A 22,044-nucleotide genomic window follows, 5' to 3' on the forward strand; every position below is an offset into this window, starting at 1 on the left:
GCCCCCACACGCCCCACCGCCTCCGGCCGAATGCAGAATGCCGACGCGCTGCGCGGGTTCGCGCTCTTCGGCATTCTGGTGGTCAACATCGCCTACTTCGCGTCCGGCTACGCCTACTTCGGCGTAGCCGACCCGGCGCACGACTCGGCGTTCGACAACGGTGTCCGCACGTTGGTGACGCTGCTGTTCGAGATGAAGTTCTACCTGCTGTTCTCGTTCCTCTTCGGCTACAGCTTCACGATTCAGACGGCCGCGGCGGAGCGGGCCGGCGCCGCCTTCCGGCCGCGCCACTTCCGGCGGCTGACCGGACTGTTCCTCTTCGGCGTACTGAACGCGGTGCTGCTCTTCTACGGCGACATCCTCACCACGTACGCCGTCCTGGGACTGATCCTCTATGCGATGCGCGGCGTCAGTACCCGCACCGCACTGATCACGGCCGGGGCCCTGGTCGGCTGGGTCGTGCTGCTGCTCACGGCGCTGAAGCTCGCCGGTGTCGCGGAGATCGACGAGTCGGCCGCGTTCGCCGACGGCCGGGCGAGCGCCGAGGGCTTCTCCGGCGGCTTCGGCTCGGTGGTCGCCGAGCGGCTCGACATGACGGGCGGCCTGATCTCCGCGCTCCTCATGGTGCAGGGGCCGATGGCGCTGGCGATGTTCCTGATCGGGCTGGTGGCCGGGCGTCACCATCTCCTGGCCGATGTGTCCGCGCACACCCGGTTGCTGCGCCGCATTCAGCTCTGGGGCTTCACGGCCGGCCTCGCCAGCAGCCTGGCGCTGGCGCTGGGCGGCTCGCACGACCTCGCCGCGGTTGCGATCGCCTCGCTCACCGGGCCGCCGCTGGCCGGCGCCTATGCCGCCACCCTGCTGCGGTACTTCGAGACCGCGCGCGGGGCCCGGCTGATGAACGCCCTCGCCCCAGCAGGGCGGATGGCGCTCACCAACTACCTGGGCCAACAGCTGATCTGCACCCTGATTTTCACCGGCATCGGCGCCGGGCTGATGGGCGACGTCGCACCCCTGACCGTGCTCGGCATCGCAGTGACCGTGTTCCTCTGCCAACTGCTGTTCAGCACGTACTGGATGCGCCACCATCCGTACGGCGCCGCCGAGTGGGCCCTGCGCGCCTTCTCCTACTGGGAACTTCCCCGACGCGTCCGGAAGGCCGGGCACACCGCGTAGACCGCGGGACCCTGCCCCGGTGGCGTCGTAGCTGAGGTGCGACACCGTTTGTCACCTGCCCGAGGACCTCCGACCGCTGCCCAGGAGCAGGACCTGGACGGCGAGTTGGACCGGCCGGCGCATCGTCGGCCTTGCGGGCTGCGCCGGGCGAGCTCGGTCACCTCCGTGCGCGCAGCCGGTCCTCGGCGGTGACGGCTTCGGCGAGCCAGTCAGCGGCGACCAGCAGGCTGGCGTGCTCGGCGACCTGTTCGGACGGCAGGGAGTAGAACGCGGAGACCTGGTCGAGGCGCACTCCGCCGTTCTCAACGAGTCCGAGCCGTCCGCGACCCGCCACAGCCTTCCGGCACGGTCCGCGTACACGGTCAGGACCACCGGACCGCCGCACCGCGCCGACCCCGCTGTCGGCCGCGCCCCGCCGCGCGGTCCGACGGCGGGGTGGGGGTGTGCCACGCGCAGCTGGCGGCGCGGCAGGCGCACCGCGCCTCGCCGCGCGGCCCGCCGTCCTCGCGGATGCGGGCCAGGTGCGTGTTGACGTGGCCGATAGCGGCCTTGCGCCCCGCGACGGCGCCGCCGGGAAAGTGCTGATCGGCGCAGGCCAGGCGGGAGCAGGAAAGCCGGACCGCGTCGGCTGAGGGGCGGCCGTAGGGGTCCAGGCGTGCGGTCCATACCCGCCCCGCGACGCGCTCCTCCTGCTGCGTGCCGGCTTCCACCGCCGTGTTGCGTCCTCCCGGCGTTGCTTGATCCGTTGCCCCGGGCGGTCCCCATCATCGAGGATGATGGCCGATCAGACGCTGGGGAGCGGAAGTTTCGGCCCGGCGTGCCCTACGCGCACAGGAGAAGACGCGGCCTGCACGGACGCATCGCACACCAAGGTGAGAAAGCGCCCATCCAGGACAGTCGGCGTTGGCATGTCGAACGCACCCACGCCTGGCAGAACGCCTTCTGCCGTCTTACCCGCCGCTACGGCGGCGCACCACCGTCATCGGCGCATTCCTCGACCGCGCCGGCACGATCACCACCGTGCGTAGTCTGATCCGGCAGGCATGGACGACCCACCGCTGGGGCGAACTCACGAACCGTCGACCATGACCGCACCCCTATCCGCACGGCCTCCTACAGAGACCACGAGTCCGTTGTCAGTGCACGGTGTTACTTTCTGTGACATGACCGATCACGCGCTACGGCTTCTGCGGCAGGACCGCCGCCTGGCCGAACTGGCCGCCTTCCCCTTCGACTTCGACCTGGACCGCGCCGCCCACGGCCATGTCGAGGAGGTCCGCCTCGCCTCGGGCGAGCCGCTGGAGACGGTAGCCGGGGACGATACCGGCGGTACGTACTTCGTGTGCGCGGACGGCTCGGTGCTCTACGCCGACTCGGAGGGCGCCGCGGGCATTATCGGCTCCAGTGTCGACGAGACCCTGGAGCTCGTGATCGGCCTGCCCGGCTGGCGCGGCTACACACGTCTGTCGCCAGACGACGGCGAGGAGAAGATCCTGGCGTGCGTCGCGGAGACCGAGGACGAGATCCGTGAGTACTACGGAATCGACGAGGAGCGTGCCGAGCTCCGTGCGGCGTTGGGCTTCCCGAAACGCTCCCCGGTCGAGCTGGTGGGCAGGCTGCGTGCCGCGCTGCTGCGCACCGAGCCGGAGTTCGTACTGCTCAACGCGGATGAGGGGTGCGCGTACGACCGGATAGGCCCGGCCGGTCCCCCGCTGTGGGAGCCAGTGCTCGCGGCGGGCCGCGCCGATCTCGCCCGGCTGAGGGAGGGCGACCGCACGGCATGGCGTGAAGTCGCCGAGGACCCGGTGCGGCGCCGGATCACCCTGCGGGCCGCGCAGTTCGACCGCGCCGAGGGCGATCTAGAGCTGCTGCGGCATCTGCTGCGGCACGAGACACGGTCATCGATGACGGACGAACTGCGGCTCGCGGCCGTGCTGGTGGGGCTGCGCGGGGACACCGGAGATCTGCCGCTGCTGCTTGAGGTCCGGGAGACGGACTTCGACACGGCGTGCGGCCTGGGCGGTATGCCGGAACCGGGTGCAAGCGCGGACGAGTTGCAACAGTGGGCGCGGGCGCTCGACGAGTCGATGTTCGGGACGGACCCGTCGGACGAGCCGGTCTCCACATGGACCGACCTGGCGCGGGACCAGGGGATGACGGACCTCGCGCGGGTGACGCTGATCCGCGAACTCGACAACATCTTCATGGACCAGAGCAGACTCCGTCGCCCCGAGGCGTCCCGCACCCTGGCCACGGCTCCGCTGAGCGGGCTCGCCCGGGACTTCGAGGAACTAGGCGACCTTCCCCAGGCGCTGCGCGCCCAGCGTCTGTACGCCGCCCTTCAGGAGACGGCATGGGACCGGGCCTCGGCCCGGCACACGCTGGCCCGCCTGGAGCGGGAGGCGGGCCGGCTGCAGCAGGCAGCGGACAGCCTGGCCGCCGTGCGCGACGCCCTGGCCACCCCGGGCGATGACTCACTGCGCTACTGGCAGCGGGTCAACCTCGGCCGCTTCATCGCAGAGGAGCATTACCGGCTCACCCTCGCCCTGGCTGACGCGGGCCGCCCCGAGGAGACCCGTGCCCTCCTCACGGCCGCCGACGCCATACTCGACGAGCTCTCGGAGAACGCCGCGCACGGCATCCGCGAGCTCGCCGAGCGGACTGCTGCGAGAGTGCGGGAGGTCAACTGAGGATGGGCACGGCGGGCGGGCGGTCCGCCAGGAAGCAGTTGGCGCGGTGGGCCAGGTAGTCGGCCTGTCCGGCAGCAGGGGCTATTCAACAAAGTGATCGAGCGGATCAAGGTAGATGTTGGCCAGTCCTCCAAACGGGGTGAACGGGGCCAGGACGTCGGGTCCGGGCAGGGCGAGGAGAAGCCAAGTTCGGCCCCGGAGACAAGTGTGACTGAGCACTTCCGCTGGCCACCCTCAGCACCGAAGTTGGTCGCCCGAGCCAAAAGCTGAGGAGTTCATCGGTCGCTGGGAGTAGGCCCTGCGCCTCAGGCGCGCTTCGCGCCTGCTTGGCTAGGGTCGGTCCTCATGGAGACCACAGGAATCGTTCGTCGCCAGACGGCTGAGCGTATACGCGACGCTCTGGAGCGGCTCGTTACCGAGCGGGATGTGTGGGTGTCGACGGCTCACCCTGATCACGGGCCGCACCAGGTGCCGCTGTGGTTCTTGTGGGATGGGCGAGCAGTGTGGATGTGCACCAGCGCCACTTCCGTGACTGCGCGAAACGTCCGCAAGGAACCGCGCGTGCACCTGTCGCTACCGGACACCTTCGACGTGGTGCTCCTCCAAGGTGAGGCGGAGTGCTTCCCGGACCAGGAGGTGCCCGGAGGCGCAGCGGAGGCGTTCGCCGACAAGTTCGGCTGGGATCCACGCGTGGAAGAGGGTTCCTTTCTGTATGTACGCGTGGTCCCGAGGACTGTGCGCGCTTGGCGCGGCGAGCCGGAACTACGCGGGAGAGTCATCATGCGCGACGGGATGTGGCTGGAATAAAGGCAGTCCCTCGCCGACGCGCCTCTCCCGGATCGCGATCTACAGCTGGAGTATTAGGGGGATTCCAGGTGGGAAATTACATGATACTCAAACTGTACGGGAGAAACTTGATCGTCGACACGTGCTTCGGAGTCTCGAAGTCGACCAGGTTTTCTTCACCGCTTCTCAGTGCGACGGTGATGGCGCTGATCGACAGGATGCACCCGATCACGCTGCTCTGTGGCGCCGATCGCACGTACATGGCCTCACTCGAACTGCCTCAACATGCAATCGACTTGACGGAGATCGGTGATATTGAGATCATGCAAAATGATCTAGTATTTCCATTGGTCGGGTGAGACGCTTGCTTTTGTGTGCAGCGCCACAAGTAGGGGGAACGGTGGCAAGCAGATCCAACTCGGGTAGGCGCGGCAACAAGCCGGCGACCTTAGCAATGGTCGCGCAGCATTCGGGAGTCTCGCCCCAGACAGTATCCAATGCACTGAATTCTCCCGATCTCCTTGCTCCGGAAACCTTGGAGAGGGTTCGTAGGTCCATCGAAAAGCTGGACTACCGGCCTCATCAGGCCGCACGCTCGCTGCGCACCAAATCCAGCCGACTCATCGGATTCGAAATACAGCTGACCGCCTTCGGTGTCTTTGGACCCGTGATGGCGAACTTCCTCCACGCGTTGTCGGAATCGGCCAACGAGGCCGGGTACGGCATCCTCCTATTCGCAGCGCCCGCTGGCGGGGAGGAAGAAACGGATCGCTACGCCGAGCTATTACGTGAACGGTCCGTTGACGCTTTCATCCTGACCAACACCTACCGAGGTGACCGCCGTCCAGGCTTGCTTCGCAAGCGTGGCATCCCCTTCGTTGCCTTCGGCCGCTGGTCGGCCCGTGACATGGAGGACTGGGTGGATGTGGACGGCGCACACGGGACGGCGGCTGCCGTCGACCATCTGGCCGGCCTTGGACACCGGAAGATCGCCTTCCTCGGCTGGCCTCGGGGCTCCGGCGTCGGTGACGACCGGGAACGGGGTTGGCGAGAGGCGATGCTCCGGCATCAACTCTCCGTACGCGGCCTGCGGGTCAGCGCGACGGATGACGTCGACGCCGCACGGAAAGCGGTCGAAGGACTCTTCCCGGCGGGTGTCACCGCAGTGGTCGCAGCCAGCGATGCGTTGGCCCTAGGCTGCTACCGAGCGCTGCGGGACAGCAGTCGCATGCCCGGTCGTGATGTCGCCGTCGTCGGTTTCGACGATTCCGCCGCCGCTAGGCTTCACTCGCCTGACTTGAGCAGTGTCCGGCAGCCGCTACGGGAGGCCGGGCGCTCCTGCGTGCAACTACTGCTGGCCCGAATCAACGAACCGCTGCGAGAACCGGAACAGATCCTCCTGAGGCCGGAGTTGATCGTCCGGAAAAGCGCGGCAAGCGTTATTGCGAACCGGCCAGCCAGGCCAGGGATCTAGCCCCGGAGCGGCGAGAGAGCCGCGGACAATTCAGACGCAGTTCCCGGCGACCTCGACGTCACCGACTACGGTGCGCTGGCCGCCGCCGTCGCCAGACACCGGCACGAGGTCATGGGGACCCTGGTCTACCCGGCCGCACATCACCGGGCCGCCGTGCTCCTGCACGCCCTCGCCCGGATTCCCGCCCTCGAGCACTCGAACGAGCTGTTCGCCGCGCAGGTCGCCTACGCCTACCTCCACGCCAGCGGCATCCAGGTCAAGACCGGCAGCCAGGAGGCGATCGCGTTGGTCCTCGACGTCGTCGAGGGACGCCGCGACGTGCGCCAGGTCGCCGAGGCACTGAAGGCCTGGGGCTGATCAGCCAGAACTCCGCGCAGGAGCGCCCCTCCCGCAACGGAGCCTTAAGCTCCCGCAGGTGGAGACGTTCCTGATCATCACTGTCGCAGTGCTGTGGGGCGGCGGCACGGGCCTGCTCATACCGCGCGCCGCGTACCGGCTCTCCGTGCCACCTGAGGAGCCCTGGCGAACGGTCTGCCCTGCAGGACATCCCCTCGTCGGTATCGCCGGCGGTTGGACGGGGCGGGCCCGCTGCCCCGCCGGGGACTCGTACGGTCCGGCCACGCCCTCCGTTGCCGCCAGCGTGGCCGTGGTCTGTGCCATGGGGAAGTCGGGCAGCAAGGCGATGCCGACGTGGGCGGCCTGGATACCGGTGTCGGCCATGCCCTTGTGCCGTCGTTCACGGAGTGGCAACCGCCGAGGGCCCGGTGAAGGGTCGGGTGAGGTTCTCGGGCCGCAGGATCACGTCCAGTTGGTCGGTGGTGAGCAAGCCGCCTTCGGCGGCGAGGTCCTTGATGGTGCGGCCTGTGGCGAGAGCCTGTCGGGCGAGAGCGGTACTTGCGGTGTAGCCGATGTGCGGGGTGAGCGCGCTGACCAGGCCGACTGAGCGGTGGACCGTGTCGTGGAGGTGTTGGCGGTTGGCGGTGATGCCGGGGACGCAGCGGGTGGCGAGGGTGTCGCAGGCGGGCGCGCAGGTGGCTCAGGGAGCGCAGCAGACTGTAGGCGATGACGGGTTCGAAGGCGTTGAGCTGGAGCTGTCCGGCTTCGGCGGCCATGGTGACGGTGAGGTCGTTGCCGATGACCTCGAAGGCGATCTGGTTGACGACTTCGGGGATGACCGGGTTGACCTTGCCAGGCATGATCGACGAACCCGCCTGTACCGGCGCCAGGTTGATCTCGCCGAGTCCGGCGGTGGGGCCGGATGAGGTCAGGCGCAGGTCGTTGCAGGTTTTGGAGAGTTTGACGGCGACGCGCTTGAGGACGCCGGAGAGCTGGACGAAGGCCCCGCAGTCCTGTGTGGCTTCGATGAAGTCGCCTGCGGGCCGTGCGGGTTCACCGCGGGGGCGGTGACGGCTTCCTCCAGGAGGACCTCTGCTCGGGTGTTGCACCGGTCGCGGTCGGCGTCGATCCAGTGGCGGAACTTGGTGCGCTCGTATCCAGTGCGGTCCTCGGCTTGTACCGGCAGGGCGGTGAGGGCGTCGCGGACGGGCAGGGTGACGGTGTCGCCGGGCGCGGTGTGAGCGGTGGTGGGGGCGAGCAGGACGGCGAGCGCGGAGAATGCGGCGGCCGCGACACTGGCGGCACGGGTGAGACGCACGGTGGGGGTTCCTCTCGAAGACCACGGAAAGGGTTGTGATCTTCGTAGCGGGCCGGGTCTTCGCCTGTTCGGCGCTTGGCGGCCCGCTCACCCGTCCGAGCGGTAAGTCACATCGGCACTCCGGTATGGCGCGCCTGGCCCGCAGGCACTGGGAGATACCCAACGCACTGCCCACAACGTGCGCCGGACCATCCTGCGGACCTGGCAGACGGAGTGCAGTCGTCGACGGCAGAAGCCATTCCTGAAGCTCGATGGTTTTCTAAAGTTCGATGGTTTTACCCCTGAGACTTCGTTGCCCTACGAGGAGGCGCATAGGGGCACATGTGACCGAAGTGCTGCTGGACTGCGTACGCTCCCATGCCACGTTCGAACCCACAGGGAGACCGGCGGCTACGGGGGGCTGGGAATGCTGGTGACGGAGTTCAGCACGGGGCTCGTGGAGGGGCGCCGAACGGGTCGGACTGGGACCGGAATCCCGACGACGCGGACTTCGTCGTCCTGGCCGACACCGAGGGCAACCGCTTCTGCATGATCGACACCGCCCACGGGTGATCGCCGCCATAAGCCATGAACCACGCTCCGCGGTCGTCCTGATCACCGGCGTGCCCCCGGTGCGTACCGGTCCTGGTGACGGCCGGTGTGATCATTGCCGCGTTTGGTGGCGGCGTCCCGCCTCATGTCAGCGATCCCTCGGGACAGTTATCAGCCACGGCTGATAACTGTCTGTGCCTGTCTGCTGTGTTCTGAGTAGCGTCCTGTGTTCGTACACGTGTCGCATTTCTCTCAACGGAAGGACACACGCTTCAGTGTCATCACACAGACAACAAGGCTCACGGAGCCGGGCGCGCATCGCGGGCGGGGCGGCGCTGCTCCTGGTCGCCGAGGCCGCACTCATAGCCGGGGCCTCGCTGCCGGCCGGCGCGGCGCCCGCGCCGGAACCCGGTACCGCGAAGGCGGTCCAGCCGTCGAAGGCCGACATCCTCGCGTCGGACATCGCCTGGGCGGCCGAGCACGCGAAGGGCTCGATCGCCTGGGCCCTCACCGAGGCGAAGAAGACCGGCAAGAAGACCGTCGTCACCGACGAGACCACCGAGACGACGTACACCGTCGCCAACCCGGACGGCACCCTCACCAGCGAACTGACCGCCGGCCCCGAACGGGTCTGGAAGAACGGCGCGTGGAGGAAGGCCGACGCCACCCTCACCGAAGCCGCCGACGGCAGCGTCACCGCGAAGGCGCACCCGGGCGGCCTGCGCCTGGGCGGCAAGAGCGGCACCCCGGCGAAGTCGCTGCGCGCCGCGCAGAACGACACCGCACGTGACCTCGTCACCCTGGGCACGGGCGACGAGCAGGTGACGTTGAAGTGGAAGGGTGGTCTGCCCAAGCCCGTTCTGGACGGCACCACCGCGACGTACAAGAACGCCGTGCCCGGTGCCGACGTGATCGTCGAGGCCACCCGTACCGGATTCGAGCAGTTCGTGGAGATCAACGAGCGGCCCACCGGCGCCTACTCCTACACCCTCCCTGTCGAGGCCAAGGGCCTGAAGGCGAAGGCGAACAAGGACGGCTCGGTCACCTTCACCGACGCCAGGACCGGCGCCGAGCGCGCCACCATGCCCGCCCCGGTGATGTGGGACGCCGCCGTCGACCAGCGCTCCGGCGAGCACACGAACCGCGCCCGCGTCGACATGGAGGTCGTCGACAAGGGAGCCGGCAAGGTCGACCTGGTCGTCACCCCGTCGGAGGCGTTCCTCGCCGCCCCGGACACAGAGTTCCCGGTCACCGTCGACCCGTCCACCTCCGCCCTGGCGAACACCTTCGACACCTACGTGCAGCAGGGCGAGACCGTCGACTGGTCGAGCGACACCGAACTCGACCTCGGCAACCCCGGCACCAAGAACCCCGACGGCACTCCGCGCAGCGCACGCTCCTTCATCACCTGGAACACCACCCCGATCCAGGACGCGCTGATCGTCGACACCAACCTGTCGCTGTGGAACTTCCACTCCGGCAACACCGACTGCACCGCCCAGAAGTGGACCGTCTGGGACACCAGCGCGGCATCCACCTCGTCCCGGTGGACGAACCAGCCCACCTGGAACCAGGAGTACCACTCCTCCACCGAGACCAAGGGCTCCCCGGACTGCGCCGCCCAGCCGGACGGCTGGATCAACGCCGACGTCGACGCCCTCGTCCAGTCCTGGGCGTCCGCGAAGGCCACCCGCGGTCATATGGGCCTGCGCGCCACCACCGACGACATCCGGGCGTGGAAGCGCGTCAACTCCGCGAACAACACGGCCAATCAGCCCAAGCTGTCCGTCACCTACAACTACCGCCCCTCGGACGGCACGGACCGGCAGGCCGGCGCGCCGTTCAGGTCGTACGCGGGTGTGTGGGCGGTCAACACCACGACCCCGACCCTCCGTGACACCTTCACCGACGCCGATGGCGACACCGTCAATGGCACCTTCCAGGTCTACGACGCCGCCACCGACACCCCCATCACCACCCCGGCGGGTGAGGGCCTGATCGTGTCGGGCTTCGTCGCCGCGGGCAAGCCGGCCTCCGTCACCGTCCCGGCCGGACAGCTCAAGGACGGCAAGACCTACAAGTTCCGCACCAACGCCTACGACGGCACCCACTACAACCTCAACTGGTCCCCCTGGACCCAGTTCGTCGTCGACACCACCGCACCCGGCGAGCCGGTGAGCATAACCTCCGAGACCTATCCGGAGAACTGGGGCGGTGGCGGCGCCGGAACTCAGGGGCGCTTCGACGTCACGACCGGCGACCCGTCCCCGTACGAGGTGCAGTACCGCATCGACCCGTACGAGGACGACGCCGACACCTACGGCTGGGAATCGGTACGCACCACCACGCCGGCGACGTCGGCCAGGGCCCCGGCGCCTGACGCCGCGTACACCGCGACGCCGGCCGCCGACGGCAACCACCTGACGCAGACGCGCACGGTGGACCGGGCAGGGAACGTGGGTCCGATCAAGGACTACGGATTCACCGCCGGGAACCGGGACTACAACCGGGCCCAGAAGGTGGACATCAAGCTCCCCGTGCTCGACACGGCCTCCCCGGACCCGGTGCTGACGGATACCCCGCAGCCGCCGCCCGCCCACCCGGACGACGTGAACGCGTGGAAGGGCTGGGAGCCGCGGACCTTCGACAGCGGCGGCACAAGGGTGACCGTCACCCCGCTGCGGGAACGCTCACTGGAGGGGACCCGCAAGGCGGCGAGGGAAGCAGCCGAGCAGGACAAGACCCGGGCACCCAGCTATCCGGATCCAATCATCAAGGGTGCCTGGTGTCAGCCCAGCTTGTTCGGCGAAGCGCAGAAGTCGCTGATCACACGCAATGAGGCGTGCCTGTTCGCCAACCTGCAATTCACCGCGTCATACAGCTGGAACGGTGTCCCGGTTGCCGAGCACCATGCGTCCTTCGAAGTCGCTTTCCAGGTCAAGACCGATCCGAAGAACGGCGACATCAAGACGTGGATCCAGCTCAACCCCATCTTCAACGACTTCCCCGGGCATGACGAGTCGGTGCTGCTCGGTGCGGGAAGCCCGGATGCGTACATCGACTCCATGTGCTTCAGCGCTGCCTGCGAGGGAGCCGTGGATGGCAAGGACGTGCGGAACTTCGACTTCTACAACGACTTGAGCTGGAAGGGCGGCGGCGACAGCCAGCCGGTCGACTCCCACATGGCCACCGGAACGGCCAGCCACAAGTGGGACGGTTCGGTCAACAGCGCCACCGGCTCCCGGGACGTCGACCTGTCGCGAGGGCTCCCGGTCTGGTTCGTCGGCCAGTTCGACACCTACTACGAGCCGGCGGAGGGCAAGAAAGACCAGACCATTCACGTGCCGTTCCGCTCTCCGCGCATCGACGTACGCTGCGACAAGGTCGAGTCCTACGGCGAGCCGGGGTGTGTGCTGCCGCAGTACTTTCCCCAGTACAAGTTCAACACCGGTAAGTACCCGGCCGCCGCGGCGCATGCCTGGCTGATCCAGAACAAGTCGCAGGTCAAGGGAGGCGGCAAGAACCGCTCCGATCCACTGACTTACCTGCCGCCCCAGAAGCGGAACGCGAGCGGCTATGAAACGGAGGACAACCGGAACAAGGTGATGTGCTCCAAGTCCCGGTCCAAGCGCACGGACGGATGGGTTCCCACCAAGCCGTTCCTCAAGCACCCCTGGACGGCTCTGCACCCGGAGATCACCGAAGGCGCCCCTGAAACGGTCTCCTGCGACGAGTTCCCGTTCTCCTCCACCTACCAATCCCCAGGCACGCCCAAGGCGATCGGCGGGCAGAACACCGCTGGTGCGAACGGTGGCGGCGAGTGCATCCAGACCGTTGCGGCCAAGACCGACGACGGCAGCGAACACCTTCTGGACGACACCCGGTACGACGCCCCGACGTTCGCGGAGAACTGCGGCCGGTCGTCCATGTCCCTGAAGGTCAACTCCGGATCGATGAGCAAGTTCGGGTTCGCCGACCCCACGTTCATCAAGACCTTCCGGGTTCTGGACGGCGACGCCTACACCCTCGACCCGGGCAATGACTGGTTCAAGGCGTGTGACCCGTCCAAGGCCGTACTGATCTGCACGATGGCCAAGCCGTAGCAAGCAATCCTTGACGGTCCCCGCCCGGATCCGGGCGGGGACCGCTCTCGTCAGTGAACAGGGCTCCAGTGCCCTGCGGCATCCGTCAGCCAGGACCCCCCGGGACGGTCCCAGATCAGGCAGCCCCACACGACGCCGGGCACGTTGGAACTCATCAGGTTCGCGGGCCCGACGGTCAGCGTGCGGTGAACCCTCTCCAGGTAGACGGCCATCGACGGGTAATCGGGCGTGCCGGCCGGGTTGTCCTCAAGCGACCATTTCCCGACACCATGGGCGCCGACGTAGGAGCCCTGCAGGGGAGCGTCCTCGTCGTCCCCCGTGAGCCAGGGAACCACCTCGGCGCCCCAGAAGTCCTTCGTCCCGGGCCCGGGAAGGCGCGGGGCCAGCGCCTTGGCCGGCGAGAGAAGCAGTCCGTCCGGGAGGAACTCCCCGGAGAAGATCTCGCCCTGCTCGTCGGCCTCGATGTCCTGGTGCTCCACACCACCGCACAGTCGCCACAGCGCGCCCAGTTCCACGGGCAGCCCGAACCCGAGTCGCTGCCTCAGCTGGGAGTCGGCGGTGGCGATCTCCTCGTCCGTCGCGGGCGGCAGCAGGGAGGCGTACGACGTGGGCGCGTGCTCCGCCAGCCAACGGGTCAGAGCGTCCCACGCCTCGGCGACAGCTTCGTTCTCAGGACTTCGAATCGGCATTCGCCCACCGTAGCAACGGATCAGAACGTGCTGCCCAACACGCCTGCCCCGCACCCTCGTTCGGGCGCGGGGCAGGCGTGCCCGGTGACATCGGCGTCAGGACCGGCCCGCCACCAGCAGGTCCGCCTTGCCGGCCTCCTCCTCCGCCGCCCGCTGCTCGTACGCTGCGAACAGCAGCTTGCCGTGCCCGCTGGGGTCATACATTCCCGCGAGGGGGCCGGCGAGCATCTCCGGCACCAGGCCGTGGGCGAACAGGTGGTCGGCGAGCACGATGAGTTCGGCGGCGTCGCCCGCTTCAACTCGTACACCGTGAGGATGACCCGCCAGTCGGACTGTGCGGGCCCCGTCCACGGGCGGCCTGGTCGTCTCCACCCGCGCGAGGTTCGGGTTCACCGCCGCGCTGGGCACGACCAACGACGCTCGGATCCGCGACGTCACCGAGGCCCTGCCGCCGCGCTGGGCGGACCGCCTCTTCGAGGCTCGCCGGCTCGGGCGGCGTGTCCGCCACGGCTACGACTCCTGCTCCTGGCCGTCCGAGGCCGCCGCGAGGGCGTGCTTGAGCTGGCTGCGGGCGGTTGGGACGTTCAGGGCCGGCGACGTCGCTCCAGAAGGCGTGCGTGAGGATCGCGGCAGTGAGGTCGCGTTCCCGCTCGCGCAGCACGGCGACGTCCTGCTGGTCCTGCTCGGACCATCCCGGCGAGTCCGGGTACGCGGGGGACGTGGCGAGCCAGCAGCCCTCGGGACGCTGCCAGGCCTCCATCGGCTCGACGGAGTACGGCAGCCGCTCGTACAGGGCGGCGAGGTCGGCCCGCACCTGATTGAGGTCCTGCTGCGCGGTGAGGAGATCGCCGGGGAAGTCGTACGTCTTCAGGGGTCCCACACTAGTTCGACCCGACGGCCGCGTTGCCCGTACGACGCAGCGGCGCTACGCGCCCGGAAGCTTCTGCCGATGACAACTCAGGGCTGGTCGGGCGGCGTCTCCTGCCAGTACCAGCCGTGTGCGGCCATGCACTCCTTCGTCCACTCCATCAGCAGGTGAGCGCCTTCCTTCACGCGGCTCTCGTTCTGGACCTCAACCTGCCCGGCAAGCCCGGCGTCCAGGTGTGCGAGGAGCTCATCGCGGCCGTCCCCGCCCTGCAGGTGCTGGTCCTCTCCGCAAGCGGTGAGCACGCCGACGTCCTGGAGGCGGTCAAGTCCGGCGCCGCCAGCTATCTGCTGAAGTCGGTCTCGACGGAGGAACTGATCGACGCAGTGCGCCGCACCGCGGCCGGCGACCCCGTCTTCACGCCTGGCCTCGCGGGGCTCGTCCTCGGCGAGAACCGCCGGCTGGCCTCGGAGCCCGCTGGCACCGACGAGCCCAAGGCGCCACGGCTCACGAGCGCGAGACCGAGGTGCTCCGGCTCGTCGCCAAGGGACTGAGCTACAAGCAGATCGCCAAGCGGCTCGTCATCTCACCCCGCACTGTCCAGAACCATGTGCATAACACCCTCGGCAAAGCTCCAGCTCCACAACCACGTGGAGCTCATGCAGTACGCGGTAGCGCGCTATCTCGACGATGCATGACCCCGATATCCCGAGGCACGGCGTGACCAGTAGCACGCGCCCTGCCGGCTCGTTGCTCAAGGTCAACGACACGTCTTCCTAAAGGTGTTGGGGAACGAAAGTGTACGGTTGTCGTCCGCCTCGCCAGGCTTGTGGCACGGTACAGGTGATTGCAGTTCGCGAGGGGAGCAAGGTGATACGCAGGCAGGTACGGGGGATCGCTGCGGCGGCGTTCGTGGCGGGTGGCGTGCTGGGGATCGCGGTGGCGTCCGTTCAGGAGGACGAGATGCCTTCGGTGACGGTCGGCATGCAGCAGCCGGCGGCGTCGCAGGTACCGGAGACCCGGGCGGGACTCGTCGAGGCGTGGACGGCCGAGCTCGAACATGCGGGCAAGGAACTGCCGGAGGGGTGGGAAGTGCTGACCACGGACGAGATCCGGGGCCGCTACCTGCACCAGCGGATGCTCAACGCTCCGACCGCCGAAAACATCGACCCGGGCATGAGTCGCCGCGTGGACGAGTAAGGGAACGGGCCCCGGCCTGGTACCGGGGCCCGTTATGCGCCGAGTGAATCAGTTAGCGGCGTTGATCGCGTTGATCACTGCCACGGCCTGGTCGCCATGGTTGGACGAGTACAGCTGATCGTTGAGCCTTTGGTCTTGAGCGTCGGAGTCGTAGTGGGAGTTCGCTCCGACGATCTCCCCCTCGGTGGTGGCCATGGGCCCGCCGCTTGCGCCCATCCCCATGTCGCAGTTCATCTCGAGCCGATTATCGAACGGGTTCCAGCCCTCCGCGTCCACGACGTCGCCGGTGCAGAAGAACTGCGTGAAGCCGTCCATGTCGGTGCGGTTATAGCCGTCGTCAGGGAACCCGGAGTCGATGATGTCCGGCCAGTCCGAGCCGTATCCGAACTTGTAGCCGAACGCGCCCACGGCGCTGGTCAGGTTCGTGTAGCCGGTTGGGGCCTTGACGGTGAAGGCGGCCAAGTCGCCCTCGTCGTAGTCCTCGTCACGGGTCCACACCTGCGGGGCCACGAATGACTGGGCGACCCACGTGCCCCACGGGGCTTCGTAGTCCGTGGGATCGGGGGTGTCACGTTTTTCCTTGACGACCGGAATGAAGAGCACCAGGTCCCAGAAGCCATCGGATCCGCGACCGTCGCCTGGGTGCACGCAGTGGCCGGCTGTCCAGACGGTGTTGTTGCCGTCGGCCGCGATTGAGGCGCCGCTGCAACCGTGCTCTATGCCCGCGTCGTCGATGTAAAGGATCTTGCCGACGATGGTCGAGGGCGCGGTCTGCGGGAACGGAACCTTCTGCGCGACGGGCATCTCGGGGGCTTCGGCCGCCGCCATCGTCGACACCTTGTTCACGGGGAGGATCTGCGGAGCCTCAGCCCTCAGGCGCGGGGCGGTGCTCTTTGCCGTGTCCTCGGTCGCTTCGGCCGCTGCCCTGGCGACTGCGGCCTTCCGGGCGATGTCGGCCTGGTCCTTCTTCTCGTTCGCCAGCGCGCGGCTGACTCTCTCGGGGGTCCAGAAGTCACGGACCTTCTGCGGGTCAGTGGTCTGCTTGCCGAACGTCACACCCGGCACGGCGGGCGCGGGTGCCTCGGCTGCCGATGCGGTCGTGAGAGTGGCGGGTATCAGCGCCACCGCGAGCAGTCGGGTGATCGGCGAAGTACTGCTGAACGTCGTCGTACGAGGCCGCGCCGCCCAACTCCGTGATCCGGCGCAGCACCGCCCGGGCCCCCGGCACCAGCAATGCGATCACACGGAACAGCAACTGGTCCGTCCAGCCGTCCCCAAGGTCGTCGTCGGCAAGGTCCTGCAGGTCGGGGCGAGGGTCCACGGCCGAGGCCGTACGGGTCGGGCCGTTCGTTGAGCGCGCCCAGCCCCGCCCCGGCGACGACCGCGGCCCTGACCTGATCGCCGTCACCCTGGTCCACCCCGCACCCCGCACGCCGGGGCCTACCTCCACGGCAACAAGCTCGGCTACACAGACAAGGGCTGGCTGCGCTGCGAGACGGCCGCGATCCTCGGCATCTGGCAGCCGGCCTACGCGATGCTCACCCATGCCGCGGCGGACTTGCCCCTCCCCGACGACGTCGGCATGGCCCCCGCTCACTACGGCGTGCACGTTGAAGCCCGTCGCAGCGACAATACCGGCTACACCCTGCTCCGCCTCGGTCCCTTCTTCCAGACCTGGATCGCCTCCCGCGACGCCGACCGTCTCAACACCGAGTTGGCGGGTCGGGCGGCCACCGTCATCCCCGGCTTCACGGTCACCGCGAAGGGCGCACCGTTCCACGTCAGCGAGCACGAGAGCTACGCCGACCCGTACGAGGCCGACGTCGTCGCGCTCCTGGCCAGCCGCACGCCTTGTCACCGCTGACGTGACCGGGCCGGGTGCGGGGCCGCTCGCCTTGCGGACAACAGCGACACCCCACCAGTGACGCTCGCCCGGAAATGCTTTGACAGCGCTGGACAGCGTCTTGGAACATCACGTCCGACCAGTTGTTCCTTGATCAACGAGAGAAACGGACCCATCATGCGCGAGCTCGTGTGCCCCGCCGTCGCCGACCTGCACACGAGGAGCCATGAACCGTCCGCACTCTCCCACCCCTGCACGCCATGACACCGCTACTACCGGCGCGGCGCCTGGCGCCCGGCGGCTCAGTCTGGGCGTGGTGGCCCACGTCGACGCCGGCAAGACCAGTCTGACCGAGGCGCTGCTGCACGCCGGCGGCGCCATCGACCAGGCCGGCCGGGTGGATGACGGCACGACTCAGACCGACACCCTGTCCCTGGAGCGACGACGGGGGATCACGATCCGCTCTGCCGTCGCGACGTTCGAGATCGATGACGTCACCGTCAACCTTCTCGACACTCCGGGCCATCCCGACTTCATCGCCGAGGTCGACCGCTCCCTGGCGGTCCTCGACGGCGCGGTCTTGGTGCTGTCCGCCGTGGAGGGCGTGCAGGCCCAGACCATCGTGCTGTACCGGGCGCTGTACCGCCTGGGCATCCCCGTGGTCTTCTTCGTCAACAAGATCGACAGGGTCGGCGCCGCGCCCGAGACGGTCCTTGCGAAGATTCGAAGCCGCCTGAGCACGGCTCTCGTACCGCTCGGCCACGTGCACAACCCCGGCACGGTCACAGCCGAGGCCGTTCCGTGCGTGTGGGAGGAACCCATCGAGGCCGAGCGGCTGACGGGGTTGCTCGCCGACCATGACGAGGACCTGCTCAAGGACTGGCTCGGCCAAGATCGCCCCGTCGGACCGCATCGGCTGCGCGCAGCCCTGGGACGCCTCACACGTGCCGGTGAGGTGCATCCGGTGCTGTTCGGGTCGGCCAGGACCGGTGCCGGCGTCCGGTCTCTGATTGGCTCCGTCACCGAACTGCTGCCCGTGGCACCGGGCGAAGATCACGCACCGGCAGCTGCGCAGGTGTTCAAGGTCGAACGATCACCGGGAGGGCAGCGGGTCTGCACGGTGCGGATGCGTGCCGGAACGCTCGGCGTCCGCGATCGGGTGTCGCTCGGCGGTGACCGGTCGGCGACCGTGACGGCCGTGGAGGTCTTCGAACCCGGCGGTGCCGTCCAGCGTCTTCGCGCCACGGCCGGCCAGATCGCCCGCGTCCGGGGCCTCGACGGCGCTCGGATCGGAGACTGGATCGGCTGCCGCCCGGCCGCCACCACCGCGGCAGCAGCGCTGCCGGAACCGGGCTTCGAGACCAGGGTAGTTGCCCGTGATGTCGCCCGGCAGGGTGAGGTGCACCAGGCTCTGCGCGAACTCGCCGACATCGATCCGCTGATCGCCCTGCGGCCCGAGCGCGGTGCCGCGCGGATCCGGATCTACGGCGAGGTGCAGCAGGAGGTCCTGGCCGACACGCTGGCAGCCGACTACGGCATCGACGTCGACTTCCGCGACACCGGCGTGGTCTGCATCGAACGACCGTCGGGAATCGGCAGCGCCGCGCTGCGCCTGGGCGACCCGGGCCACCTGTACGACTACACCCTCGCAGTGACCGTCGAACCGACCGCGCCCGGCGCCGGCGTTGAGCTCGTCATCGCCGCGGACCGGGCCACAATCCCCCTGCACGTCTACGGCAACGTCGGCGGATACCGGGCCGCGATCCTGGAGTACCTCCACGAGCCTTTGGCGGTCGGCCCGCACGGATGGCGGGTGGCCGACATACGCATCAGGGTCACCGACAGCGGCTACTCTCCGCCGGGCCCACGCGCCGGAGAGGTCCGGCGCACGACCGACCTGGTCGTCCGCGAAGCACTCAGGCGGGCCGGCACGGCTGTCTGCGAGCCCATCGACCGGTTCGTGCTCGAGACCCCGGCGGACGAACTGCCCGCCGTGCTCGCTCTGCTGGGCCGCCACGGTGCTGTCCCCGCAGCCGTTCAGACCACCGGGCCCATCACCGTCATCACCGGAACCCTGCGGAAAGCAGAGGTGAACGCGGTACGCGCGGGGTTGCACGGCGCGGCTCACGGTGAGGGTGTCCTCGAATCCGCCCCTGACCACTACCAACCCGTACGAACCACGGGCGGGAGGCAGCAGTGAAGTCCTCCGTGCGCCCGGGTTCCGCACAGCGCGGTCCGCGACAGCTCGCACGCCGCTTCCTGGTCTGGAACTTCCTCCGGGCCGTGCTGCACAACGGCTGGTGGCTCGTCACCAGCTTGTACATGGCGGTCGATGCGGGCCTTTCTCCGGCACAGCTTCTTGTCATCGCTGCCGTACAGGGTGTGGCGAGCACCGTCTTCGAGATTCCGGCCGGGGCCGTGTCCGACACCATCGGTCGCAAGGCGGCGATCGTCACCTCACACGCCCTTATGGCCGCCGCCATGATCACGACCGGATTGTCCTCCGGCTTCCTGCCGCTGATGCTGGCGCAGGTGCTGTGGGGAATCTCCTGGACGTTCGCCAGCGGATCCGACGTGGCGTGGGCAACCGACGAGATCGACCAGCCCGAGCGCATGCATCTGCTGATCGCCGCTCAGGGGCGGTGGCAGATGATCGGAGCAGGAGCCGGCATCGTCGTCTTCGGCGCGCTCGCGACGATCCTCAACCGGCCGGTGGCCATCGTCGGCGCGGGTGTTCTGATGCTCGTGCTGGGAGCCTGGTTCGCTGCGGCTTTTCCCGAGAACAACTTCGTCCGGGTGCACAAGGACCACCTCCGCGTGGCGCTTGGCATCGCCCGCAGAGGCGCACGGCTCGCGGTTACCGACCGCACCGTTTGCGTACTGGTCATCGTCACGGTCCTGGTGAACGGCGCGGGTGATTCCTTCGCTCGGATCTATCCGGTGCAGATGTCCGGCCTCGGTCTTCCGTCAGGCATGTCCGGCACGGTGTGGTTCACCGTCATCTCCTTGGCCGGCTACGCATTCGCGGTACTCGCGCTTACCGTCGTACAGAATCGGCTCCACAACGATCGCGGGGCCCGCGCAGCACTGTCCCTCTCCTGCGCCACAGGGCTGATCAGCTTCGTGCTGGTCGGGCTGGCACCGAACCTCACGTACGCCATCGTGGGCGTGGTCGTCGCGAACGGTATCGCCATGCCCCTGATTCGAACCATCACAACGATCTGGGTCAATCACCGCACAACGAACGACATCCGAGCCACGACCCATTCCTTCTTGGCGCAAGCCGAGTACGTCGGCGAGATCGTCTGTGCGTCCAGCCTGGCCGGGGTCTCGGGAGCGATGGGGCCGGGAAACACCGTGGCTTTGGCCGCCTCACTCTTCGCGGCGAGCGCAGCAGTGCTCGCATTGGCCAGGGACCGAGGCACGGACCGGACTTCCGCTGCGGACGCCTCACCCGCCAGCGGGGGTTCGTTGTGACGGCGTGCTTCCGACATGCCTGGCCCAGGGCTGTTCATCTATCGGCCCCGCCAACTACCGCAGAGGCGGACCGTACGCACTGCAGCGCGCCGTCTACCGCACAGTCCCAGAAGCACTCACCAACGTCCGCGAACACGCCCCCGGCACCGCCGCGACCGTCCGCATCCACCATCACGCCGGCACCTGCGCACCACCGTCACCAGAACCGCCCCCGCCCGTCCGGCTCTTCCCCTCTCCGGCGCCCGGCACGGGCTCGTCGGCCTGCCCCAACGCGTCGATCTCCTCGTCGGTATGGTCACCTCCGGACCGACAGTCGGAGGCGGCTGGGAACTCCGGCTGGAGCCTCCGGCCGCCGACCCGTCCTGACCACTCGTACTCCCGTTCGCAGCTCGCCTGCCGTGTATCTCGAATACTGCAGGAATCGAATACCAACGCTTCACCAGTAGCATGTCGACACGGTGGACACGGAGATCGTGGCGATCGCAGGCTCCCCGGCCCGCCCCGCCTACCTCGTCGTCCAGCTCCCGGACGGCACCCTCGCCCAGACCTCGCAGCTGGACAGCAGGCAGCGCGTCGCCGTCGGCCGGGCGATCGCCGCCGACGTCCGGGAGGCGCTGCCCGGCGGGGGCCACCTGGTAGTCACGCCGCTGCTCGCTGAGGTCGAGGTGGGAACCACCCGGCACCGCACCGTGCGGTTCGTTCGTCTCCGCGAGGACCTGGGTCCGGCCGAGCCGGGGCCGTCCGGGTGAACAAGGCGGTGTCGCCAGCGCCCTGACCGGAGCCCGGTGGCTACAAGGAGGGGGAACTGGCGCAGGAAGGAACGGGCGGAGGGTCGATGGCGACATGGCAGGACGAGCTGGGCGCCCAGGAATGGCGCCAGGCCGTGGACACGGCCGACCGTGTCCACGGCCCAGGCTTCCCCTCGGGCGAGCTGCCGGGCTACCGCCAGGGCTGTGCTGCGATCGACGAGGTGGTGCGACTGCTGGCCGACCCCACCGTGCCTGGGGCGCTGGTTCGCCCCGCTCCTCGCGGACTCCCTCAGTTCCGTGAGCCGGCCAGAGCGGTGAGCGTCGGAGCGGCCGACTGAAGCGCGCAGTCACAGCGGGTCAGGACCATCACGTTCGGCGAGATGCTCCAGGCGCCGCTGGTCGAGCACCCCCTGTGGCGGACCATCGACGACACTCGCCTCCACCTTCAGACCTGGCGTGGAGCGAGGAAGAGTGGACACCAGAGGAGCAGGAGCACATCAGACGGCTTCCTCGGCAGGCATGCCCAATAAAATAAATGACCGAATTGCCGGAATCGCTAAAAGTGCAGGAAACTGGCCTCTCCCCGCGCTAAACGCACAGGTCACGCAGTCTGCTCCCCGCACCCACGGGGAAGGTCCCTGACCCAGGAACGGCACCTCTTGCACTCCGCTGCTCCCCGCGCCCGAGGGGATGGTCCTGGCGCCCTATATATTTAGGGGGTGGGTGGGTACAGCAGGAGATCCTGCGGGCTTTCAAGTTTGCTCTGGCTCCCACTCCAGCCCAGGTAGAGGCTTCACGCGGCACGCT

General features: G+C 68.4%; 20 protein-coding genes and 4 pseudogenes. 16 read left to right on the top strand and 8 right to left on the bottom strand.

All coding sequences use genetic code 11. The features are described 5' to 3' along the window. The coding region (locus tag FPZ41_RS26645; protein ID WP_407698819.1) for a DUF418 domain-containing protein at window positions 1-1,176 on the top strand (1,176 nt) is incomplete at its 5' end. 157 nt (window positions 1,177-1,333) lie between these two features. Here FPZ41_RS26645 and FPZ41_RS49585 read toward each other — a convergent pair. Beyond that, on the bottom strand, window positions 1,334-1,468 hold the full coding sequence (locus FPZ41_RS49585; RefSeq protein WP_265584259.1) for a hypothetical protein: 135 nt from the start codon (window positions 1,466-1,468) through the stop codon (window positions 1,334-1,336). 70 nt (window positions 1,469-1,538) lie between these two features. Beyond that, the gene (locus tag FPZ41_RS47290) at window positions 1,539-1,886 is read right to left on the bottom strand and encodes a hypothetical protein (RefSeq protein WP_194236226.1); all 348 of its coding nucleotides are present in this window, start codon (window positions 1,884-1,886) and stop codon (window positions 1,539-1,541) included. A gap of 453 nt (window positions 1,887-2,339) precedes the next feature. On the opposite strand from FPZ41_RS47290, the gene FPZ41_RS26660 reads away from it, so the two are divergent. The 5 genes from FPZ41_RS26660 (at window position 2,340) to FPZ41_RS26680 (ending at window position 6,483) form a co-directional block, all read left to right on the top strand. Continuing rightward, window positions 2,340-3,866 (top strand): hypothetical protein, encoded by a 1,527-nt coding sequence (locus tag FPZ41_RS26660; RefSeq protein WP_152866223.1) that lies wholly within the window; start codon window positions 2,340-2,342, stop codon window positions 3,864-3,866. Window positions 3,867-4,211: 345 nt separating this feature from the next. After that, the gene (locus tag FPZ41_RS26665; protein ID WP_152866224.1) at window positions 4,212-4,673 is read left to right on the top strand and encodes a pyridoxamine 5'-phosphate oxidase family protein; all 462 of its coding nucleotides are present in this window, start codon (window positions 4,212-4,214) and stop codon (window positions 4,671-4,673) included. Between the two features lie 80 nt (window positions 4,674-4,753). Further along, the gene (locus tag FPZ41_RS26670; RefSeq protein WP_152866225.1) at window positions 4,754-5,011 is read left to right on the top strand and encodes a hypothetical protein; all 258 of its coding nucleotides are present in this window, start codon (window positions 4,754-4,756) and stop codon (window positions 5,009-5,011) included. Between the two features lie 41 nt (window positions 5,012-5,052). Then, window positions 5,053-6,126 (top strand): LacI family DNA-binding transcriptional regulator, encoded by a 1,074-nt coding sequence (locus tag FPZ41_RS26675; RefSeq protein ID WP_322620764.1) that lies wholly within the window; start codon window positions 5,053-5,055, stop codon window positions 6,124-6,126. Between the two features lie 111 nt (window positions 6,127-6,237). Next, window positions 6,238-6,483: a fic family toxin-antitoxin system, toxin component gene (locus tag FPZ41_RS26680; protein WP_407698820.1), complete on the top strand. Its 246-nt coding sequence runs from the start codon at window positions 6,238-6,240 to the stop codon at window positions 6,481-6,483. 379 nt (window positions 6,484-6,862) lie between these two features. On the opposite strand, the pseudogene FPZ41_RS26690 reads toward FPZ41_RS26680, so the two are convergent. Further along, a pseudogene (locus tag FPZ41_RS26690) lies at window positions 6,863-7,520 on the bottom strand (lyase family protein); the annotation flags it as partial. A gap of 719 nt (window positions 7,521-8,239) precedes the next feature. Here FPZ41_RS26690 and FPZ41_RS48640 point away from each other — a divergent pair. Both FPZ41_RS48640 and FPZ41_RS49970 read left to right on the top strand, forming a co-directional pair. Next, window positions 8,240-8,332: pseudogene (locus FPZ41_RS48640) on the top strand (VOC family protein); the annotation flags it as partial. A gap of 254 nt (window positions 8,333-8,586) precedes the next feature. Next, window positions 8,587-12,414: a DNRLRE domain-containing protein gene (locus FPZ41_RS49970; protein WP_322620765.1), complete on the top strand. Its 3,828-nt coding sequence runs from the start codon at window positions 8,587-8,589 to the stop codon at window positions 12,412-12,414. Window positions 12,415-12,464: 50 nt separating this feature from the next. Here FPZ41_RS49970 and FPZ41_RS26710 read toward each other — a convergent pair whose 3' ends face one another. From FPZ41_RS26710 to FPZ41_RS50340, 3 genes are all read right to left on the bottom strand, one after another. Further along, window positions 12,465-13,103: an SMI1/KNR4 family protein gene (locus tag FPZ41_RS26710; RefSeq protein ID WP_152866227.1), complete on the bottom strand. Its 639-nt coding sequence runs from the start codon at window positions 13,101-13,103 to the stop codon at window positions 12,465-12,467. Between the two features lie 96 nt (window positions 13,104-13,199). Then, window positions 13,200-13,373 carry a hypothetical protein gene (locus FPZ41_RS48650; protein ID WP_228022990.1) on the bottom strand — a complete coding sequence of 58 codons (174 nt, stop codon included), beginning with the start codon at window positions 13,371-13,373 and terminating at the stop codon, window positions 13,200-13,202. 25 nt (window positions 13,374-13,398) lie between these two features. After that, window positions 13,399-13,983 (bottom strand): hypothetical protein, encoded by a 585-nt coding sequence (locus FPZ41_RS50340; protein ID WP_407698821.1) that lies wholly within the window; start codon window positions 13,981-13,983, stop codon window positions 13,399-13,401. A gap of 179 nt (window positions 13,984-14,162) precedes the next feature. Between FPZ41_RS50340 and FPZ41_RS26730 the strand changes: the two are divergent. Together FPZ41_RS26730 and FPZ41_RS26735 are read left to right on the top strand one after the other, a co-directional pair. Next, window positions 14,163-14,666, top strand: a pseudogene (locus FPZ41_RS26730) (LuxR C-terminal-related transcriptional regulator); the annotation flags it as partial. Window positions 14,667-14,838: 172 nt separating this feature from the next. Next, on the top strand, window positions 14,839-15,168 hold the full coding sequence (locus FPZ41_RS26735) for a hypothetical protein (RefSeq protein WP_152866228.1): 330 nt from the start codon (window positions 14,839-14,841) through the stop codon (window positions 15,166-15,168). Window positions 15,169-15,216: 48 nt separating this feature from the next. Here the strand turns inward: FPZ41_RS26735 and FPZ41_RS26740 are convergent, their stop codons facing one another. Further along, window positions 15,217-16,224, bottom strand: coding sequence for a trypsin-like serine peptidase (locus tag FPZ41_RS26740; RefSeq protein ID WP_152866229.1), 1,008 nt, complete (start codon window positions 16,222-16,224; stop codon window positions 15,217-15,219). Further along, a complete protein-coding gene (locus FPZ41_RS48660) occupies window positions 16,199-16,489 on the bottom strand; it encodes a hypothetical protein (protein WP_228022991.1) in 291 nt (96 codons plus the stop codon). The genes FPZ41_RS26740 and FPZ41_RS48660 overlap by 26 nt, the downstream gene beginning before the upstream one ends. A 261-nt stretch (window positions 16,490-16,750) precedes the next feature. On the opposite strand from FPZ41_RS48660, the gene FPZ41_RS48665 reads away from it, so the two are divergent. The 6 genes and pseudogenes from FPZ41_RS48665 (at window position 16,751) to FPZ41_RS26775 (ending at window position 21,575) form a co-directional block, all read left to right on the top strand. After that, window positions 16,751-17,032: a hypothetical protein gene (locus tag FPZ41_RS48665; protein WP_228022992.1), complete on the top strand. Its 282-nt coding sequence runs from the start codon at window positions 16,751-16,753 to the stop codon at window positions 17,030-17,032. Between the two features lie 205 nt (window positions 17,033-17,237). After that, on the top strand, window positions 17,238-19,211 hold the full coding sequence (locus FPZ41_RS26755; protein ID WP_152866230.1) for an elongation factor G: 1,974 nt from the start codon (window positions 17,238-17,240) through the stop codon (window positions 19,209-19,211). Next, window positions 19,208-20,488, top strand: coding sequence for an MFS transporter (locus FPZ41_RS26760; protein ID WP_322620766.1), 1,281 nt, complete (start codon window positions 19,208-19,210; stop codon window positions 20,486-20,488). Before FPZ41_RS26755 ends, FPZ41_RS26760 begins: the two co-directional genes overlap by 4 nt. Before the next feature lie 64 nt (window positions 20,489-20,552). Then, window positions 20,553-20,854, top strand: a pseudogene (locus FPZ41_RS48670) (two-component sensor histidine kinase); the annotation flags it as partial. A 92-nt stretch (window positions 20,855-20,946) separates the two neighbouring features. Then, entirely contained in the window at window positions 20,947-21,237 is a 291-nt protein-coding gene (locus FPZ41_RS26770) for a hypothetical protein (RefSeq protein WP_152866231.1), read from the top strand. A gap of 86 nt (window positions 21,238-21,323) precedes the next feature. After that, window positions 21,324-21,575, top strand: coding sequence for a hypothetical protein (locus tag FPZ41_RS26775; protein WP_152866232.1), 252 nt, complete (start codon window positions 21,324-21,326; stop codon window positions 21,573-21,575). Window positions 21,576-22,044 lie beyond the last annotated feature (469 nt).

The sequence above is a fragment of the Streptomyces acidicola genome, from assembly GCF_009377235.1.
Classification (GTDB): domain Bacteria; phylum Actinomycetota; class Actinomycetes; order Streptomycetales; family Streptomycetaceae; genus Streptomyces; species Streptomyces acidicola.

What these genes read in the sequence shown, in the direction of transcription:
- FPZ41_RS26660 (WP_152866223.1), top strand. Translation starts at nt 2,340, where the DNA reads ATGACCGATCACGCGCTACGGCTTCTGCGGCAGGACCGCCGCCTGGCC.
- FPZ41_RS26665 (WP_152866224.1), top strand. Translation starts at nt 4,212, where the DNA reads ATGGAGACCACAGGAATCGTTCGTCGCCAGACGGCTGAGCGTATACGC.
- FPZ41_RS26670 (WP_152866225.1), top strand. Translation starts at nt 4,754, where the DNA reads ATGATACTCAAACTGTACGGGAGAAACTTGATCGTCGACACGTGCTTC.
- FPZ41_RS26680 (WP_407698820.1), top strand. Translation starts at nt 6,238, where the DNA reads ATGGGGACCCTGGTCTACCCGGCCGCACATCACCGGGCCGCCGTGCTC.
- FPZ41_RS26710 (WP_152866227.1), bottom strand. Translation starts at nt 13,103, where the DNA reads ATGCCGATTCGAAGTCCTGAGAACGAAGCTGTCGCCGAGGCGTGGGAC.
- FPZ41_RS48665 (WP_228022992.1), top strand. Translation starts at nt 16,751, where the DNA reads ATGGCCCCCGCTCACTACGGCGTGCACGTTGAAGCCCGTCGCAGCGAC.
- FPZ41_RS26755 (WP_152866230.1), top strand. Translation starts at nt 17,238, where the DNA reads ATGAACCGTCCGCACTCTCCCACCCCTGCACGCCATGACACCGCTACT.
- FPZ41_RS26775 (WP_152866232.1), top strand. Translation starts at nt 21,324, where the DNA reads ATGGCGACATGGCAGGACGAGCTGGGCGCCCAGGAATGGCGCCAGGCC.